The organism is Paenibacillus sp. OK060 (assembly GCF_900101205.1).
Classification (GTDB): Bacteria; Bacillota; Bacilli; order Paenibacillales; family Paenibacillaceae; genus Paenibacillus; species Paenibacillus marchantiae.
On sequence record NZ_FNFR01000002.1, the window covers coordinates 851,727 to 870,660 of the forward strand.

Below are 18,934 nucleotides of genomic sequence, written 5' to 3' on the forward strand. Positions count from 1 at the left end.
CCCTCCTCTTCCCGATGGTTATCAGTCTTGCTTTCGAACCTCTTCATTTTCTTCCTGACACTCAATAACAGTGATGTTCTTCTGATCCAGAACTTCTCTGATCTCACTCGGGAGTTCCTGATTTGTGACTAAAATGTCAACGAAATCAAAGTCCAGCCGATGAATAGATTTGCCAATAAATTTTGTATGATCGGCTACTACGATAACCTGATCAGATCTTCTGGCCATTTCTTTCTTTACCCGGGCATCTTCTTCATATGGATAATAAAGTCCATCAGACCGGATCGCCGATGCTCCGATGAAGGCTTTATCAGCACGAATTTCACTTAGTTTATCGATAATGGAAGAACCATATAAAAAGCGGTGCTTTACATTCAAGTAACCACCGAGAATATAGATTTGAAGATCCTCTCGATTGGACAAGATCCCTACGTTATCAATCGAGTGCGTGACCACCGTGCAATTTTTTGCGCTAATTTGTTCCGCTACAAATTGCACCGTGGTTGATACGTCTAAAATCACAGTCTCATGGTCTTGGATAAGTTTTGCCCCAAACTTCCCTATTTTTTTCTTACTCTCGGATTCATCAATCAAACGATCCTGATAAGACAGCATTTCTTTCTGTAACTCAGGTAACGATAGCCCCCCATGAGTTCGAATCACAACGCCTTCTTGTACTAATCTAACAATATCCCTTCGTGCAGTATCCCTTGATACTTCAAACAGCGTACATATATCTGTAACACTCATCGATTGGTGATGTTTCAAGTATTCGAGTATTTTTAACAATCTTTCCTCTTGATACACAATACATGCACCTCCTTTTAAGTAAGTATAAGTTTTATTTTTAATTTTCGCAAGTTATTATAAGTAAAACTTAAGTAAGTGCAAGTATTTATTCCTGACTGTTCAATGAAAAAGACGTTAGCCAGATGAATTTACATCCGTTAACGTCTTCATAAGTTAAGATTTACTGCTAAGAAAAAATTAATGAATGGATTTCGGAGCCATTTGCTTATCAAATTGACTTAAATCACTCAGATAAATATGATCTTGAGTCCAATTGACTCCCAATAGGTTTTTTTTAATGCTCGTTGCAGAATTGGACTTCACGCTTTTCACCCCCTTGAGGGAGTTTCTTTTTGTTATAGTTTTGCCTGTGTTGTATTAACTCTTTTAAGCAGTTTAAGCGTTTCAGTTAAACTAATCATTTCTTATTTGTAGTGATATAATGATGGCATAACGAAAGGAATGAAGTGTGCATATGGAATTCAGACAACTTCAATATACGCTGCAAATCGCGGCAGAACGGAATTTCTCCCGGGCAGCCGAGAAGCTGCACATTGCCCAGCCTTCTTTAAGTCAGCAGCTATCCAAACTTGAAAAGGAACTGGGTGTACTGTTATTTCAGCGTAATACCAGCACTGTGGAGTTGACCCATGCAGGGGTGACTTTTGTAGAGCAGGCTCAAAAAATTATTGATGCAGTCGAGCTGCTCAGACAGGAAATGTCGGACATTTCCCAGCTGCGTAAAGGTAAAGTCGTTGTAGGCAGCATGCCGATCACTGGCTCCCACCTGCTTCCGCATGTGCTTCCCGCTTTTCAACAGGCCTATCCCGAGATTGAAGTAACCTTGCTGGAAGACTCCGGGCTGACGCTTGAAAAGTTGACGGCCAGTGGCAAGGCTGACTTAAGCCTGCTCTCCCTCCCATTGCAGGAGCCAAGTCTATCTTATGTAACGATAGGTGAAGAGCGAATTGATCTGGCTGTTCCCCCAAATCACCCTCTGGCACGCAGAGGAGATCCAGAGCATCCGATTCCAGTACGGATGGAAGAGCTTCGAGATGAACCCTTTGTTGTGCTGAAGAAAGGACAAGGCTTCCGCAAACTTACATTTGATCTGTGTGAGGAAGCTGGGTTTGACCCCAATGTGGTTTTTGAGAGTACAAATATTGAGACGGTGCAGTCACTGGTGGCTACAGGTATGGGGATTACACTGGTTCCGCGCTTTATTGCCCGTGCGCCCCGCAGTGAATTTGTTCCTATTTATGTACCGCTAGCTGAGCCAACGCCCAGTCGTACCCTTGTCGTTGCATACCGCCAAGGACGGGTTCTCTCCAAAGCCGCGGAGGCATTCATTCATACGTTTCAACAAACCGTAGCCGAGCTCTCTCAAGGAGAATAATTGGACGGTCAGCGAAACAGCCCGCCATACATGGCAATAAAATAAACAAAGGCTTGACCCATAAGGGCCAAGCCTTTGTTCTATACTCGTCTCCCGCATCCGCAGGATAAAGTTCTTACATGGTATTAGCAGTACATCATCGTTACAGTACAATGTTGCTGATATCATCATTGAATTGTTAACGTAAAAACGTACATATGAGAATTTAAAGTTTGGCGGTTTATTTTCGCAAATTACGTTCACTTGTCAGCCTGTTCTGTTGATTCACAAGGCGGCCTTCGTCCTGAACAGATTGTTCAGGTGGTGATAGCCCTCCTGCCCCATTCTCTAAGAATGGCCTCAAGTGATCTACCCTAGTGTTTTCCTGTTCCAGTCTCCTGAGCGTATCTTTCACATGGTTGTCCATTGATTGATCATCCTCCTTGGTGACGGGATAGTTATCATTACCCGCCTCCCGGATGAATAAACACTTTATTGGAAAATTGCAGATTTTTATTTGCTGCCAAAATAAATGCTAGGTCTACGGTCTTCGAATACCGGGATACGGCCACGAACCTCATCCACAAGCGAAGGACGGATAACTCCGGTCACGATCTCTTCTCCTTCTCCACCTTCAGCCACAATTTCACCCCAAGGATCAATAATGAGGGAATGCCCGAAAAATTCGGTGTCTCCGCTTTTCCCTACACGATTGCAGGCAATAACGTACATCTGATTTTCGATGGCCCTTGCTGTAAGCAGTGTGCGCCAATGATGCAAGCGCGGGTTCGGCCATTCAGCGGGGACAATTAATGCTTTGGCTCCGTTCAAGGCAAGGGTTCGAGCAAGCTCAGGGAAACGGATATCGTAGCAGATCGAAGCTCCAGCGGTGAGGCCATTTTCCAATTCGAATATTTCCGGTTCTGCACCAGGCTGCAAATACTTCTCTTCATCCATCAGACGGAATAAATGCAATTTATCGTAACGTGTCACCTGATTTCCTTCACTGTTATAGGCGTACATTGTATTGTAAATTTGGCCATTACGTTTCTCCGCAATGGAACCGCCAACGATGGAGATTCGATGTTTTTGGGCAAAAGCCGCGAGCCACTCTCTTGATTTCTGGCCCTCCGGGTCAGCAAGCTCATGAATTTGTTCCAAAGCATAGCCCGTATTCCACATCTCGGGCAGCACAGCCAATCCCAGGTCGGGAACCTGTTCTAGCGCTCGTTCGAGCAAAGACTGCATATGTTTATGGTTGGCCTCAGGGTCTCCGAGCTGAATATCGCCCTGAATCAGGGCCACACGCATTTCCCCTTGTTGTTGTTCTGTCATAACCAGCACTCCTCTGAACCGTAATACCTGTAATCATAGCTTGATCATTCAAACATCTGCAACCTGTTTTCGTTCTGAACTCCTACATAATAACTCGGGCAGCAATGTTAACAAACGGTTGCTCGTCAGCGCATCGCCCAAATTCCATGTTGTCTCCTCTACTCCGTACACTTGCCCCTTCTGCACGGCTGGAAGTGCCAGCCAGCTTGGACTCTGCATCAACTTCTCTGTGGCCTGCCTTGCAATAACCTCTTCAGGAAGCAAGACAAATATATGATCACCGGCATACTGACGAATCGCTTCTGACGAAATTTCCTTATACGCTCTGCCCGCGGCAAGCGCCTCCTTCACTTTCGTAACGGGTCTGAACCCCATCGGATGATACAAGAGCGAGGCCAGACCAATATTACCCATGACAAACAATCGTGCACCCCGATGATACGTGAATACGGACGCCGTTTCCCCCGGTTCAATTGAAGCATGAATCTTCATCCACATCTTTTCCATACGTTGCTGATAGGAGGAGAGCCATTGTCCAGCCTCTGATTGCTTGCCAAACCAGCTTCCCACCCTGCAAATCCGATCTTCCAGCGTTGCGTGAGAGTTGTATGCCAGTGTGGGTGCAATTCGGGAAAATTGCTCATATTGCTGTTCGTTAGTGCTATCGAAAATGATCAGGTCTGGTCTCATCCGGACTGCCTCTTCCACATTAACCGGGGCAACCGCATCATATGCCTGATCTCCTAACAGACCAATACCCAGCACTCGCAGATCTCCACCGGAATCACCATAAAACATAATTCGCTCCGGTCGTGCCGGAATATTCACATCATGACCCAACCAATCCTGAACCAGTGTTTGTTGCTGAATAGATCGGTCATATTGACGAGGCGATAATCCGGTCATTTGACGAAAACGCCTGCTAAAATAATACTCGTCCTTAAAGCCCACCCGGGTTGCTATATCCCGAAGCGGTTCATCGGATTTGCGCAGCCAATCCTTAGCATGTTTAATTCGTACATGGTTCACATAATCAAGCGGCTTGTGGCCGGTTAATTGTCTGAACAAGGTTGTATATTGCACGGGTCGGATAGCCGCAAGACGTGCCAGTTTCGTTACTGTGATTTCTTCAGCGTAATGGTCTTCTACATACTGAATCGTGCTGTGTAGTCTGGATTCCATGCTCTGCTCCGTTTTTGGAGAAGTGTACCGGGTGATGATCATCTCCATCCATCTCTGAAACTGTGCATTCAAATGGATATATTCGGCATCTGTTTGATAATCACGAATGGCATACAATTGCTCCAACAGTCCACTTAACGGGGCATAAGGATAGCCGTTCAATTGATTTCTATGTTCGAATACAGGGCGCGTATACTGTTCCGGATCTCCTGTCAATACATGAATAACATCAAATGATATCACCATATATTTTAATTCCATTCGGTTTCCATGTTCAATTTGGTACCCCTCGCCCGGAGAAAGCGGGTAAACACATCCGGTGGTAAAAGGAAACTGTTCATATCCTATGTATAAGCGACCTTCCCCTTCTTCGCAGATCAAAAATGTATGTTTATCGCATGCCACTTCCAGCATCACCTGTTCTGGTTGTTCAATTCGTTGTTCCAGATGATCCAGCCGAAACATGAATGCTGAAAAATACAACCCTCTCGCATCGGCATTCAAAGCCTGCATGGTGGTTCACCTCGTTCTTTAAAATGAGAATGATTATCATTAAATCTGTATGAACTGATTATAAGCGAGCTTTTGTCATTAATCCAGATCTGGCTGTAATCAGCAAAAAAAAGAGCTTTCAACGAAATGTTGAAGGCTCTTTTTTAGTCGGCATTTTCGTTCTTGTTCCAGTAAAATATTATGATCTATCAATCCATAAACGACTATTTAATCATCTGTTTCGGTAATTCTTTCAACAGCCATTCTCTTGAAGTTGCATCACTTGAAGCCTTAACCAGATCAAACCGATATACTTTTCCTTCTTTTACAGCGGGCAAGTTCTTCCAGATTGGGCTATCCAGCAATTCTTTGGTGGACTGCTTCGCATCATCCGTTACTGGATTCAGTATAAATACGCGATCACCCGCTATTTCGGGCAGCTTTTCAGTAGAAATCTCTGCAAAGCCCATTCCTTCATCTAATACTTTCTGAATTTCCGCGGTTGGCTTCATGCCATCGGCTCCATATAACAACTGTGGCAATCCTGCTCCGGCCATTACAAACAGTCGATTACCAGGATACATGGTGAATACCGAAGCCGTTTCCCCTTCTTTCAGTCCATTCTCATGAAGCTGCTTCCACATCTCTTCCGTTGCTTTTTGATGGGCCGTGATCCAAGCTTCCGCTTCCGGCTTTTTGTTCAACAGATCGCCAAGAGTATGCATGCGGTCGTCCAGTGAAGCAAATGAATCAAAGGTAACCGTTGGCGCAACCTTCGAGATTTGATCATATTGTGCCTGATCACTATTTGAGAAAATGATCAGATCAGGATTTAAGGTAAGCGCCTTTTCAACACTCATCGGGAAACCCACATCTTCCGCTTGGGCTACCTGATCATCATATACCGTTCCATCCTGACGAAGAATACCTACAGGTACAACGCCCAGCGCTAGCAAATCCCCTGTAACTTCACCATGATAAATCACACGTTTTGGCGTAACCGGAACCTCAACTTCATGGCCTGTCCAGTCCTTGAACATCCGGGTTTCACCCTCACTGTTATCCGTGGATGCCGTCTGTTCCTGCTTGGACTGATCCCCATCTGTCTGTGTTTCATTGGCCGTTTTGGAATCATCCGTTCCGGCAGATGGAGTTGAAGCCTGATTTCCGCAAGCCAGCAGAAGAATGGACAACCATGTAACCGTCAATAATACTGCCGTATTTCGTATATCCTTTTTCATTTCTATTTCTCCCCCTAATAAGTGCTTCGTTCATATTTATCAATGATATTGATTATCATTATCGAGTATTATCATAAAACAGGCTTTCCCCTAATCTCAATGGACAAAACGAAATCTCTCATTTCAGTTTTGTACAAAAACTCAAATATTGGCTCCATTCAAGTATTCATGAAGTGTTTTCCCCCTATACAGCTCGGGATTGACGTGATAAATTAATGAGTACTATATTGCCATCTTTAATAACCGGAGTGATGTATAGCATGACTAATCAGCCTAAAGCATCGGGTCGTTCAGCCTTTACCATACCTACATCCGATGTAATGACACAGCTTCCTACACAATTTTTTGCTACCCTTGTTCAAAATGTAAACCGCGAAATCGCAAGTGGTCACGACGTGATTAACCTGGGTCAGGGTAACCCGGATACACCTACACCACCCCACATTGTTAAAACATTGCAGGAGTCGGCGGAGAACCCGCTCTATCACAAATATTCGCCTTTTAGCGGGCATGCTTTCCTGAAGGAAGCCGTTGCGAAGCGTTACAAGGAAGATTATAACGTGGTCCTGGATCCCGAAACGGAAGTTGCTATTTTATTTGGTGGAAAAACGGGCTTGGTCCAGTTGCCTCAAGTATTGCTCAATCCTGGCGACGTATGTCTCGTACCTGATCCAGGTTATCCGGATTATTGGTCCGGTGTGGCACTGGCGAAAGCGCACATGTCTTTTATGCCACTGCTAGAGTCCAATGCATTCCTGCCTGATTATGAAGCAATCTCTACCGAGGATCGGGAACTGGCCAAGCTGATGTTCCTGAACTATCCCAACAACCCAACATCGGCAACCGCCCCGCTTTCCTTCTATGAAGATACGGTAGAGTTTGCCATTCAAAATAAAATCGTCGTAGCCAGTGACTTCGCTTATGGTGCAATTGGATTCGATGGACATCGTCCAGTGAGCTTTTTGCAGGCACCAGGTGCCAAAGAGGTGGGCATTGAGTTCTACACATTATCCAAAACCTACAATATGGCGGGATGGCGCGTCGGATTTGCTCTAGGTAATGCGGAGATCATCTCCAAAATCAATCTGCTGCAGGATCATATCTACGTGAGCCTCTTCGGAGGCATCCAGGCCGCTGCTGCGGCAGCACTGACATCTTCCCAGGAATGTGTGACTTCACTGGTTGCACGTTATGAATCACGTCGCGACGCTTTCTATGATGCACTCTCATCCATCGGCTGGCAGGCTCCTAAACCGGGAGGTTCCTTCTTTAGCTGGCTGCCTGTACCTGCAGGCTTTACTTCTGCTTCCTTTGCTGACGTATTACTGCGTGAAGCTAAGGTGGCCGTAGCACCGGGTATTGGTTTCGGTTCACATGGTGAGGGCTATGTGCGCGCAGGACTGCTAAGTGATGAAGATCGATTAAGGGAAGCAGCGGAGCGGATTGGCAAGTTGAATTTATTCAAGTAATTTACAGGTGCATAACCCCTTTGCATCTGCCAAGTTTCCATGGTATGTTATAAGGAAATATTGAACGAAACGTGATGACGGGACCAGTACGAGAGGATCAGCCGCGCCCAGAGAGTAAATTCCATCGGGCTGCAAGAATTTACCGCGGCTTCTCTCCGAAACCTACCCCTGAGCGGCCTGTGATGCACAGGACAGTGCCTTCTGTTACAGGGCATGAAGCCGGATGATCCAATCATCAATAAAGGTGGTACCGCGGAAGTAACGAACTTTCGTCCTTTTTAATTAAAAGGGCGGGAGTTTTTTTTGTACCCAACGGTCTGCTCCAGGGTCAATCATTAATATTGTTTAAGGAAGTGAAATTATGACCTCACGTATTGTAGTTAAGATCGGAAGCAGTTCGCTTACTACGGAAGAAGGCGGGCTAGATCGGAGTGCCATTACTTTTTTTGCTGGAGAAATTGCTGCCTTGGCCGAACAGGGCCACGAGGTTCTTCTGGTCACTTCGGGAGCGGTAGCTGCCGGATTCCGGGAGATTGGTTACCCCCAGCGTCCCAAGCAATTGCATGAAAAACAAGCTGCAGCGGCTGTTGGGCAAGCTTTGCTGATGCAGGCATATCAACAGGCTTTTGCAGCGCACCGCGTTACTACAGCACAAATTCTACTCACCCGTACCGACTTTCACAGCCGGAAACGTATGGGCAATGCAGGCATGACGGTAGAAGAACTGCTCAAACAGCGCGTCATTCCGATCTTTAATGAGAATGATACCGTATCTGTCGATGAATTGAAGTTCGGAGATAACGATCTCCTGTCTGCTCTGGTAGCGAATCTGGTCAAGGCACAGCATTTGGTCATTCTTACAGATACCAACGGTCTGTACACGGCTGATCCGCGAAAGGATCCATCTGCGTTTCGTTATGACCGCATCCCCGAAATTACGGCAGAAATTTACGCCTATGCTGGCGGTTCTGGATCATCCGTAGGTACCGGCGGCATGAGATCCAAGGTAGATGCAGCCAAAGTGGCAACGCGTGGAGGCGTACCTGTCTTTGTAGGAAGTGTGAAGGAACCTGGAGATATGCAAAGAGCGGTTGATGGCACCGGAAAAGGAACGTATTTCGAGACTCGCCTTGCCGCTCTCTCTCGCAAAAAACAATGGCTTGGCTTCATGTCTACTCCGCTCGGTACCGTCGTTGTGGATAATGGTGCCGAAGAAGCATTGGTTCATGGTGGTCATAGTCTCCTGCCTGTAGGTGTCAAACGTGTGCTGGGTACCTTCCATGCCGGAGATGTTGTAGAGGTGCTGGGTATGGATGACACTTTGCTCGGTCGTGGTATCGTCAATTATGATGATGACCAGCTACGGCTCATCGCAGGACTGCCAAGTGGCGAAGTGATGAAGCAGTTGAACAGCATCCATCGACTTGAGGTTATCCATCGAGACGAGTGGATTACGTTAAAATAGAACACCTATAATCCTACCGAGTGTACTGCTCAGGATCATAGGATATAGCCATTAAATAATCTTTTGTTTCCACTTTATATATGGGAGGAATTTATGATGAGTGAAGTCAGGGAAAAAGCGAGCAAGGCCCAAGCCGTGGTTCCGCAGCTGAATCGACTGAGCACAGAACAAAAAAATAACGCCCTGCTGGTCATGGCGGACGTATTGATTGCCCAAGCGGATTCCATTATTACAGCAAACGCTGACGATCTGGAACGTGGCAGACAGCAAGGTACGCCAGAATCGATGCTGGATCGCCTCGCTTTGAATAAGGAGCGTATCGCCGGTATTGCTGAAGGACTGCGTCAGATCGTGGAGTTGCAGGACCCTGTGGGCGAAGTGCTGGAGACTTTCACTCGTCCGAACGGATTGCATGTTGAAAAATTGAGAGTGCCCATCGGTCTAATCGGCATCATTTACGAGGCACGTCCAAATGTTACAGTAGATGCTGCCGGACTTTGCCTCAAAACAGGTAACGCTGTACTGCTACGAGGCGGCTCCTCGGCCCTCTCCTCCAATCGCAAAATTGTGGAGGTACTCCATCAGGCACTGGCAACAACAGATATGCCAGCTGATGCATTGCAGCTTGTTGAGGATGCAGACCGTTCCTCCGTGGACGAAATGCTCAAGTTAAATGGACTGCTCGATGTCATCATCCCACGCGGCGGCGCTTCACTGATCCGCAATGTGGTCGCCAATGCAACAGTGCCTGTGATCGAAACCGGTGCAGGTATCTGTCATACTTATGTGGATGAATCTGCTGATCCAGTCATGGCAGCGGAGATTGCCGTTAATGCCAAGGCACAGCGTCCATCCGTATGCAACTCCATGGAAACCTTGTTGCTGCACGCTGTATTCGCGGAGCAGCATCTGCCGGCTCTGGCTGAACAACTCCGTGAGGCGAATGTCCTGTTGAAGGGTTGTGACACGGTCCGCCGTCTCGTTCCCTCTGCCCTTTCTGTGACGGAAGAAGATTATGCGACAGAGTACAATGATTATATTTTAAATATTCGTGTAGTTCAGAACCTGGATGAAGCGATGGAGCATATTGCACGTTATGGCACAAAGCATTCGGAGTGTATCGTCACCAAGGATACGAGTAATGCAGAACGTTTTTTACATGATATAGATGCAGCTGCTGTATACCATAATGCTTCCACACGTTTCACAGACGGATTTGAGTTCGGTTATGGAGCCGAAATTGGGATCAGTACCCAGAAGCTGCATGCTCGTGGACCGATGGGTCTGCCTGCATTAACGTCAACCAAATACCGTATCACTGGCAATGGACAAATCCGGCAATAATATCGCAGCTACAGTTATATAGGAGGAACGATAAATATGAGTCAAGAACAACAGACGTTATTACAACAAAAGATTACTTTTCACGGAGCAGGTGCGATGGCTGAAGCCATCGTGCGCGGATTAATTTCCCGCCTTGTCGTTCGTCCTCAGGATATTACGATGCTGAACCGCAGCAACCAGAAACGTCAGGAGGAGCTCAGTACCCGTTATGCCGTACATACCGGAACTGCTGCACAATCGCTGGATCATCTCGCCGCTTCTCCCGTTATTGTACTCTGCATGAAACCGAAGGATGCCGCCGCAGCGCTGCGTCAACTTGGGCCGCTCCTGTCTCCGGATCAATTAATCGTCTCCGTTATTGCCGGATTATCGATCCGTACGATGCAATCCCTGCTTGGACGCAAGCAACCGATCGCCCGCACCATGCCGAATACGTCCAGTACAATCGGGCTTGGAGCAACCGGACTTGCCTTCTCTGAAGAGATTACGGATGAACAGCGCAGTACAGTCATGACGATGTTCGAAGCTGTCGGAATCGTGACCATTGTGCCTGAAGATAAACTCGAAGTGCTCACAGGTATTTCCGGAAGTGGTCCGGCTTATGTATACTATTTGATGGAGGCCATGATTGCCGCAGGTATTCGTGGCGGCTTATCCAGCCAACAATCCCGCGATCTGACTGTTCAGACCGTGCTGGGTGCTTCTCGCATGGTACAACAGACTGGCCTAGAGCCAATGAAACTCCGTAGTGATGTGACCTCCCCGGGAGGTGCAACCCAGGCAGCACTAAAAACGCTGGACGAGGGAGATTTCTTTGAAAATGTAATCGCAGCCGTCAACCGCTGTGCAGAGCGCTCACGGGAGATGGGAGCTGCTTTGGAAGGAGATTTAAAATGAATACTATGTGCACAGCCACATATCGTCTGCATGATGATCGTGCAGACTTCCGCAAGAAGGCTGAGTCCATTGCTGTCGGCATGACTGTTGGCAGTTGGACTGAATTGCCTCAGGCCAAGCGTGAGGCGATGCAGAAACATCTGGGCGAAGTCATCAGCGTTGAGGTGCATGAAGCTGAGGGCATGGCCCCAGGTGAGCGTTACGCCGATATTACCATTGGTTATCCGGATGTAAATTTCAGCCGTGATATTCCTGCCCTGCTCGTGACGGTCTTTGGCAAAATCTCAATGGATGGACGCATCAAACTGACACGGCTTGGATTCTCAGACGGCTTCCTCAGCGCATTCCCCGGTCCCAAGTTTGGACTGAACGGTGTTCGTGATCTGCTAGGTGTACATGATCGTCCATTGTTAATGAGTATCTTTAAATCAGTTATTGGACTGGATGCAGACGAATTGAAGGAACAGTTTATTCGCCAGGCTCTTGGTGGAGTAGACTTGATTAAAGACGATGAAATTCTGTTTGAGAACAAACTGACTCCGATTGAGAAAAGAGTCGAGGTCTGCATGAAAGCTGCGGAACAGGCACGCAAGGAGACGGGTAAGAAACTTCTTTATGCCGCGAATTTGACTGGACCTACATCACGCCTGAAACAACAGGCTGAACGTGCGATAGGTGCAGGAGCAAATGCGCTGTTGTTCAATGTCTTGTCTTACGGATATGACGTGCTGCACGAACTAAGCAGTGATCCAGACATCAACGTGCCAATCATGGCTCATCCTGCGCTTGCAGGTGCACTGTATCCTTCACCACACTATGGTATCTCAGCTTCCGTCCTGCTGGGACAGCTGATGCGACTTGCCGGAGCGGATCTGGTGCTCTTCCCTTCCCCTTACGGATCGGTGACAATGCCGAAGGAAGAGAATATGGCCATTACAGAACAATTGCTGTCACCTGAGCTTCCGGTCAGAACCAGCATGCCTGTGCCTTCGGCTGGTATACATCCAGGGCTTGTACCGCTTATTCTGCGTGACTTCGGCACCGATGTCATCGTTAATGCCGGCGGAGGTATTCATGGACATCCCATGGGCACTGAGGCAGGCGGACGGGCATTCTTGCAGGCTATCGAGGCAGCCCAGCGTTCCATTCCACTGGCAGAGTATGCAGTCGAACATCCCGAACTGAAAAGTGCACTGGATCTGTGGGGTGGCGAACGATGAGAAGTGATAAAAAAACGGTCATTTTCTGTGATTTCGATGGCACGATCACCCTTTCGGACAATATTGTAGCAATTATGAAACATTTTAAACCCGAAGGTATTGAAGCAATTATGAAAGACACGATTGAACAGCGAGTTTCGCTCCGCGAAGGTGTGGGAGCGATGTTCGCTCTGTTGCCTTCTTCGCAGAAAGATGAGATTGTGGAATTTGTACTTGGACAGGCTGGCATCCGAGAAGGGTTCAGCGAATTTCTTGCATACGTTCGGGACGAGGGCATTGAATTCAATGTCACCAGCGGCGGAATGGACTTTTTTATCGAGCCTTTGCTCGCTCCATTCGATATTCCACAGGATCACGTTTATTGCAATGGGGCAGATTTCACAGATGAATTTATACGTATTGAATGGCCTAATCCATGTCAGCCTCCTTGTGAGAACGGATGCGGCATGTGTAAAACGACGGTTATTCGTACATTCCCGGAAGAACAATATAATCGTATCCTCATTGGAGACAGTCTAACGGATTTTGAAGGTGCCAAAATCGCTGATCTTGTCTACTCCCGTTCTATCCTGACAGATAAGTGTATAGAGCTGGGTGTGGATCATGTCCCATTCACAACCTTCTACGATATTATGGAAGATATGAAACAGAAGCAAACACAAGGAGTGCTGTAAAAATGGGTTTTGAAAAGATTACATTGGAACATAAACGCCATGTCCTCGAAGAGCTGGCTGATATCAAAGCGCTGTTTGCCAGCCGTAACTGGTTCCCTGGTACAAGTGGCAACCTGTCGATGCGTGTGGGCGACTTTGACCCGGAGCAATTCTACTTTGCAGTTACTGCATCAGGCAAAGACAAATCTCTCCGTACACCGGAAGACTTTCTGTTTGTGGACAAGCATGGTAAAGCCATTGAGACCACAACCCTGAAACCGAGCGCTGAAACGTTGATTCACTGCGAAATCTATCGTTTAACCGGCTGTGGCGCGGTGTTCCATGTGCATACCGTATTTAACAACCTGATCAGTGAATTCTTTGGAGCAGATGGACACGTACCGATTCAAGGCATCGAATTGATCAAGGCTTTCAACATCTGGGAAGAAAATGCGGAGATTCGTGTACCGGTCCTGCCTAACTTCGCTGATATTCCATCCATCGCTGAATTGGTCCCAGGTGTACTTGATGCCAACGTACCAGGAATTTTACTGCGTAATCACGGTATTTATGCCTGGGGCAAAGATGCTTTTGAAGCGAAACGTCATCTGGAAGCGTTCGAGTTCCTGTTCGAAGTGATGTACCGTCAACTTCTGCTGAAGGGTGCTACGAAATAGCAATCATTTATTCGAAATAAAAGCTGCAAATCCAAAAACACGCCAAGGCTAATATACATAGTCCTCGGCGTGTTTTTTTATGTTTGGGGAATTGTAGCGATTGGAAGGTTACTCTATCATCGTAGTGTCAGTGTAACTATTCTTTAGTTCAACTAAGTAAAGCTCTACAGACGATCGTCCCGATCCTTGAATAAAAAGAGACTGTCCGCTCCCTCATCATTTCGATGAGCCGCACTATGGATACCCGTCCCCCTCTGCTTGCCAAACAACAGCTTCAGACCGCCAAAAATGAGCAGCAAGGACACAATGACGGTGTTCACATACGAACGAATCTCGTACGTCATAAATGCATCCGGGAACATCTCATTCAGCTGTGGAATGACCAAGCGGATAAACAGATAGTACAATCCCAATGCAGCAATTCCGAATCCAATCAGGCGCTGGTGACGAGCCCAATCCTTGAAAATAGGTTGATCTGTCAACGGTTCGCGGCCATACCTGCTTGAACACTGAAGTCCGTCAAAGAAGCTGTAGAACCAGATCAACGGAATCATGAACAGGAACACCGATAAATGAAGCAGGTCCAGAACGTAGATACTGCCGAGAAACAGGAACATGAGTTGCATGCCTCTTTTTTGCAGTCCCAGATACAGATGACCCGCACCCGGAAAGGCTGATAACAGGGTTGCCAGCACTTTGCTTCGCCGTCCAGAAGCCCTGCCCATCTCCAGCTCCTCGAACAACGTACGATCCTGCAATACCTCACCGGCCTGCTTGCGATGCACATGCTGGACCGCATCAAACATGCAGTAAACCCAGATGACAGGCAGAATGAGCAAGAACATCAGAAATACGGATTCATTCGTAATAGAAGCTACAAAAACCATCATGGCAAATGAACCGAAGAACGCGATAAGGAATGATAAACCGCGATGTAACAGTCCGAGATGAAGATGTCCCAGACCTGGAACAAAGGAAAGCAGAATCGTGAAGAATCGTTCGCTTTCACTGCCTTTTTGATACATGGGTTGACCATAAGGAGCCGCAGGCACGCCATACTCACCGTTCTGATGCTGATGTATTCCCTCCATGTCCATGTCCATCTCCATCTGTCCCAGATGACCTTCCTGACCAGTGTATGCTCCCTGATATGCCGCCCCCTGGTGCGGACCACTGTAATGTGCGCCATATCCATGGTATCGGGCATCATTAGGCGATGGGGCACGTAGCAGAACGATAATCATATCCAGCATGCTGACACACCAGAAGAATATGGTCCCCAAAGCCCCAAGAATCATTAACTCTCTCTCACTCACCAGAATTGCTAGCATAAACGAACCAACAGCTGTCCCAAAAAAGAGTAATGGATAGATTACAGCTCTGGCAGGCCGACCCCAATAGAGAAAACCCAGACCCGGAATCAGGTTTAATAAGAATGCAAGTAATTTGTTACGATCTGATTGCACAGTCTTCATCCTTTCTTTTCAGGCAATACGAAACAATTTATGGTCCAGGCTTGAAGTGATCCAGCCATGATGTGGCTGCCTCCGTCCATTTTTCCGTAAATGACCCCCTGTTCTCACCTTCCTGGAACTTATGATAAGGGGCTACCTTGTCAAACAGTCCCGAGGAGAGGAAGATTAACGTCAGACAAGCCGCTACAGCATAATGAAACACTTTGTGATCCAGCCAGAGACGTCTTCGTCCAGAACGCGATTTGCGCTTTGGCTTGGAGGATTGCATTTCCGTAATTTGATTCATGACCGAATCGGCGAAGCCTACCGGGTCCTTCAGTTGTGGCAGCTCCCGATGAATGCCGAGTGCTTCGAGATAGTTGTCCATTGCTTCCGGAACGTCCATAAGCACCTGTTCCATCAAACTTGCCTGGTTTGCAGTCATTCGGCCTTCAATATAATCAGTCCATTCCTGGACGGTATACATCCTTTTATTCCTCACGCCACTCATCCTCCTTCCAATGATTTCGAATCCACTGCCGGGCACGATACAGACGGGACTCCACGGTTTTCACTGCCACCTGTGCATCACGGGCAATCTGCTCATAATTTTTTTCGCTTAAGTAATACGCAGTAATAATGTCCCTATGCTGGGCAGGCAGCTGATTGATTCGCTCGCGCAACTTCTCCTGACGCTCTTCACGCACGAGGCGGGCAAGAACATCTTCTTCACTACCGGGCATGTTCATTATTTTTTCTTCTCCGCCCAGATCCTCAGCGCTTCGTCTGCCCAGCTTGCGTTTGGCATCAATTGCTTTGTGAAAGGCAATTCGGGTTAACCACGTTTTGAAACCTTCGGATCGGTAATCGGGGAGAGATTTGACCATTTGAATGAACGCCTCCTGCGCTGCATCCTGTGCATCCTGATCGTTCCGTAATACGGAGTAGGCCACATGGTATACATGCTGGCTGTACTTTTCGATCAACAAACGCATCTGGGATGTATCGCCTTGACGGATTTGTTCGATTAAGCGCGCTTCATCAATGACTCTCCCCTCCTCTCCACTACAATAGACGACAACTTGTTTGTTGACCCCTGCGTATTCATTCATTTTTTTTATAAAAAGGTTACACATTGCCTGAAAAGTCAGTTCCACCGGGAACTTAACATATCTTACTTAACATCTCTATAATCTAAAAAAACAGGCACAGAATATCTTCTGGCCTGTTTCTGGTTTATCTGAATGAAATTGTTGCCTAATCTAACATTGGTGTTAACGTCCACCGTTACGAAACCGCTGCGTATATGCCTTGGCATCCTGCACATTCTTCACGCGGTTACGGCTCCATTCCAGCAGAATTCGGTCGATATAGCGGAAATGCACTTTACCAGCAAACACCGCTTCCTTCAATGCCATGAGAATCAGTTCCTCCTGATAGCGATCCTGATCCAGCCAACTGGATATAGTCTCGCATTCCATCGGGGAAAGCGGGCGGCCAAATTCTTTTTCAAAAATAGAGAACATATTTCGCTCTTCCTCTTCTTTTTGAACACTGTTCGAATCCGGGCGTAATGCATTACTGTCCTGCTGCTGCTTACGAGCAACGGCCAACTCCTCTGCTGTACATCCTGCAAGCTTCGCATATAATCCATGCAGATCATAACGTTCATACTGAATATCACGCTCTTCATCCCGATGCTCGTCAATGTGAATGTACCCGTCTCTCATAAGACGTTGCAGCATTCTGGCGATGCCTTCAGGAGCAAGACCCATACGGGTAGCAAGCTCTTCAAGCGTTGGGAACTCATTGAATTCAACTTGCCGGAATCCAAACAATTGAATCAGCAGAAGTACCTCTGCGTCACTTAACCCCAGCTGATGATAATAGCGCAATAAAGCATATGGGAGCTGCGCTGTCCCTGATGCCATACCGTAAGCTGCTCCATTCAACCAGGCTTTGGAGCCGGTTTCTTCCATGGACTCGCGGTTAAGCATTAAGGGTACAGACGATAGAGCATACGTGGGAATGCAATTGTTTCACGTACGTGATCCAATCCACAGATCCATGCTACCGTCCGCTCCAATCCCAGACCGAAGCCGGAGTGAGGAACCGATCCGTATTTACGTAAGTCCAGATACCACTGATATGCCTCTTCCGACAATTGATGCTCATCAAAGCGCTGCTGCATCAGTTCCGGATCATCAATACGCTGGGAACCACCAATGATCTCTCCGTATCCTTCGGGTGCGATCATATCTGCACAGAGGACCACTTCAGGACGATTTGGATCAGGTTTCATGTAGAATGCCTTGATTCCAGCCGGATAATGGGTAATAAAGACCGGTGTTTCGTATTTCTCGGCAATCGCCGTTTCGTGTGGAGCACCAAAGTCTTCTCCCCAAGGAATATCGAAGCCTTGTCCATTCAGAAATTCAATCGCTTCATCATACGTAATGCGCGGGAATGGAGCTACAATTTTTTCAAGCTTGGATACATCACGTCCGATGGACTCCAGTTCAGCACGGCAGTTTTTCAGAACCGTTTGAACCACGTGAGCAATAAACTTCTCTTGCACTCGCAGGCTTTCCTCGTGATCCACAAACGCCATTTCCGGCTCAATCATCCAGAACTCAATCAGGTGACGACGTGTTTTGGATTTTTCGGCACGGAACGTAGGACCGAAGGAGTACACTTTGCCCAGCGCCATTGCTGCAGCTTCCATATACAACTGTCCACTTTGTGTCAGATAGGCATCTTCATCAAAGTATTTGATGTGGAACAAGTTCGTCGTTCCTTCAGCAGATGAAGGTGTAAGAATCGGAGGATCAACCTGAGTGAATCCGTTACCATCAAAGAACTGCTGAACAGCGCGGATGATCTCCGCACGAATCACCATAATCGCACGTTGTTTTGTCGAACGCAGCCACAGATGGCGATGATCCATCAGGAAGTCTACCCCATGCTCTTTCGGAGTAATTGGATAGTTTTCAGTCAGATGGATAATTTCCACGCCAGTAACTGTCATCTCATAACCGGATGCACTACGCGGTTCTTCACGGATAATACCTGTTACATACAATGAACTTTCTTGAGTCAAGCTCTTCGCAGCATTCCAGATATCTTCGCTAACTTCACTCTTAACCACTACCCCTTGAATATATCCGGTTCCATCACGCAGTTGCAAAAATTGAATTTTGCCGCTGGAACGTTTGTTGTTAATCCAGGCGCCGATTTTAACAGTCTCGCCCACATGCTCACTCACATTACGAATTACACAATCCGTACTCATGCCCATATCTCTCCTTGGAATCCTAAATTTGAAAATGCAGCGGGCAGGC

Annotated in this window: 18 protein-coding genes; 8 read left to right on the forward strand and 10 right to left on the reverse strand. The window is 47.1% G+C overall.

Going from position 1 to position 18,934, the window contains the following annotated elements; genetic code table 11:
* Nucleotides 1-21: 21 nt before the first annotated feature.
* Complete coding sequence (locus BLS14_RS10040; RefSeq protein WP_176854453.1) at nt 22-807, reverse strand: DeoR/GlpR family DNA-binding transcription regulator; 786 nt, start codon at nt 805-807, stop codon at nt 22-24.
* A gap of 457 nt (nt 808-1,264) precedes the next feature.
* Between BLS14_RS10040 and BLS14_RS10045 the strand changes: the two genes are divergently transcribed.
* Entirely contained in the window at nt 1,265-2,185 is a 921-nt protein-coding gene (locus tag BLS14_RS10045) for a LysR family transcriptional regulator (protein ID WP_063566816.1), read from the forward strand.
* 220 nt (nt 2,186-2,405) lie between these two features.
* On the opposite strand, the gene BLS14_RS10050 is transcribed toward BLS14_RS10045, so the two are convergent.
* The 4 genes from BLS14_RS10050 to BLS14_RS10065 form a co-directional block, all read right to left on the reverse strand.
* The gene (locus BLS14_RS10050; protein ID WP_024630602.1) at nt 2,406-2,591 is read right to left on the reverse strand and encodes a hypothetical protein; all 186 of its coding nucleotides are present in this window, start codon (nt 2,589-2,591) and stop codon (nt 2,406-2,408) included.
* A gap of 86 nt (nt 2,592-2,677) precedes the next feature.
* Complete coding sequence (locus BLS14_RS10055) at nt 2,678-3,499, reverse strand: carbon-nitrogen family hydrolase (protein WP_063566815.1); 822 nt, start codon at nt 3,497-3,499, stop codon at nt 2,678-2,680.
* 48 nt (nt 3,500-3,547) lie between these two features.
* On the reverse strand, nt 3,548-5,194 hold the full coding sequence (locus BLS14_RS10060; RefSeq protein ID WP_090951414.1) for an ABC transporter substrate-binding protein: 1,647 nt from the start codon (nt 5,192-5,194) through the stop codon (nt 3,548-3,550).
* 203 nt (nt 5,195-5,397) lie between these two features.
* Nucleotides 5,398-6,414, reverse strand: coding sequence for an ABC transporter substrate-binding protein (locus tag BLS14_RS10065; RefSeq protein ID WP_090951417.1), 1,017 nt, complete (start codon nt 6,412-6,414; stop codon nt 5,398-5,400).
* Nucleotides 6,415-6,674: 260 nt separating this feature from the next.
* Here BLS14_RS10065 and BLS14_RS10070 point away from each other — a divergent pair, with 260 nt between their 5' ends.
* From BLS14_RS10070 to BLS14_RS10100, 7 genes are all read left to right on the forward strand, one after another.
* The gene (locus BLS14_RS10070; protein ID WP_090951420.1) at nt 6,675-7,883 is read left to right on the forward strand and encodes a pyridoxal phosphate-dependent aminotransferase; all 1,209 of its coding nucleotides are present in this window, start codon (nt 6,675-6,677) and stop codon (nt 7,881-7,883) included.
* 361 nt (nt 7,884-8,244) lie between these two features.
* Nucleotides 8,245-9,348: a glutamate 5-kinase gene (gene proB, locus BLS14_RS10075; RefSeq protein ID WP_076288974.1), complete on the forward strand. Its 1,104-nt coding sequence runs from the start codon at nt 8,245-8,247 to the stop codon at nt 9,346-9,348.
* Nucleotides 9,349-9,444: 96 nt separating this feature from the next.
* Nucleotides 9,445-10,692 (forward strand): glutamate-5-semialdehyde dehydrogenase, encoded by a 1,248-nt coding sequence (locus BLS14_RS10080; RefSeq protein WP_090951422.1) that lies wholly within the window; start codon nt 9,445-9,447, stop codon nt 10,690-10,692.
* A 36-nt stretch (nt 10,693-10,728) separates the two neighbouring features.
* Nucleotides 10,729-11,589, forward strand: a complete 861-nt coding sequence (gene proC / locus BLS14_RS10085) for a pyrroline-5-carboxylate reductase (RefSeq protein ID WP_072733401.1) — start codon at nt 10,729-10,731, stop codon at nt 11,587-11,589.
* The gene (locus BLS14_RS10090) at nt 11,586-12,809 is read left to right on the forward strand and encodes a 2,3-diketo-5-methylthiopentyl-1-phosphate enolase (protein ID WP_063566809.1); all 1,224 of its coding nucleotides are present in this window, start codon (nt 11,586-11,588) and stop codon (nt 12,807-12,809) included. Before proC ends, BLS14_RS10090 begins: the two co-directional genes overlap by 4 nt.
* Nucleotides 12,806-13,483 (forward strand): 2-hydroxy-3-keto-5-methylthiopentenyl-1-phosphate phosphatase, encoded by a 678-nt coding sequence (locus BLS14_RS10095; RefSeq protein ID WP_063566808.1) that lies wholly within the window; start codon nt 12,806-12,808, stop codon nt 13,481-13,483. Before BLS14_RS10090 ends, BLS14_RS10095 begins: the two co-directional genes overlap by 4 nt.
* Before the next feature lie 2 nt (nt 13,484-13,485).
* A complete protein-coding gene (locus tag BLS14_RS10100; RefSeq protein WP_090951425.1) occupies nt 13,486-14,139 on the forward strand; it encodes a methylthioribulose 1-phosphate dehydratase in 654 nt (217 codons plus the stop codon).
* Nucleotides 14,140-14,303: 164 nt separating this feature from the next.
* Here the strand turns inward: BLS14_RS10100 and BLS14_RS10105 are convergent, their stop codons facing one another.
* From BLS14_RS10105 to asnS, 5 genes are all read right to left on the reverse strand, one after another.
* Complete coding sequence (locus BLS14_RS10105) at nt 14,304-15,605, reverse strand: multi-tm2 domain protein (protein WP_256336335.1); 1,302 nt, start codon at nt 15,603-15,605, stop codon at nt 14,304-14,306.
* 37 nt (nt 15,606-15,642) lie between these two features.
* Entirely contained in the window at nt 15,643-16,095 is a 453-nt protein-coding gene (locus BLS14_RS10110; protein ID WP_079694034.1) for a hypothetical protein, read from the reverse strand.
* Nucleotides 16,085-16,705, reverse strand: coding sequence for an RNA polymerase sigma factor (locus BLS14_RS10115; protein WP_090807369.1), 621 nt, complete (start codon nt 16,703-16,705; stop codon nt 16,085-16,087). Before BLS14_RS10115 ends, BLS14_RS10110 begins: the two co-directional genes overlap by 11 nt.
* 162 nt (nt 16,706-16,867) lie before the next feature.
* A complete protein-coding gene (locus BLS14_RS10120; RefSeq protein WP_231952456.1) occupies nt 16,868-17,590 on the reverse strand; it encodes a DnaD domain-containing protein in 723 nt (240 codons plus the stop codon).
* Nucleotides 17,590-18,885 carry an asparagine--tRNA ligase gene (gene asnS, locus BLS14_RS10125; RefSeq protein WP_063566804.1) on the reverse strand — a complete coding sequence of 432 codons (1,296 nt, stop codon included), beginning with the start codon at nt 18,883-18,885 and terminating at the stop codon, nt 17,590-17,592. Before asnS ends, BLS14_RS10120 begins: the two co-directional genes overlap by 1 nt.
* Nucleotides 18,886-18,934 lie beyond the last annotated feature (49 nt).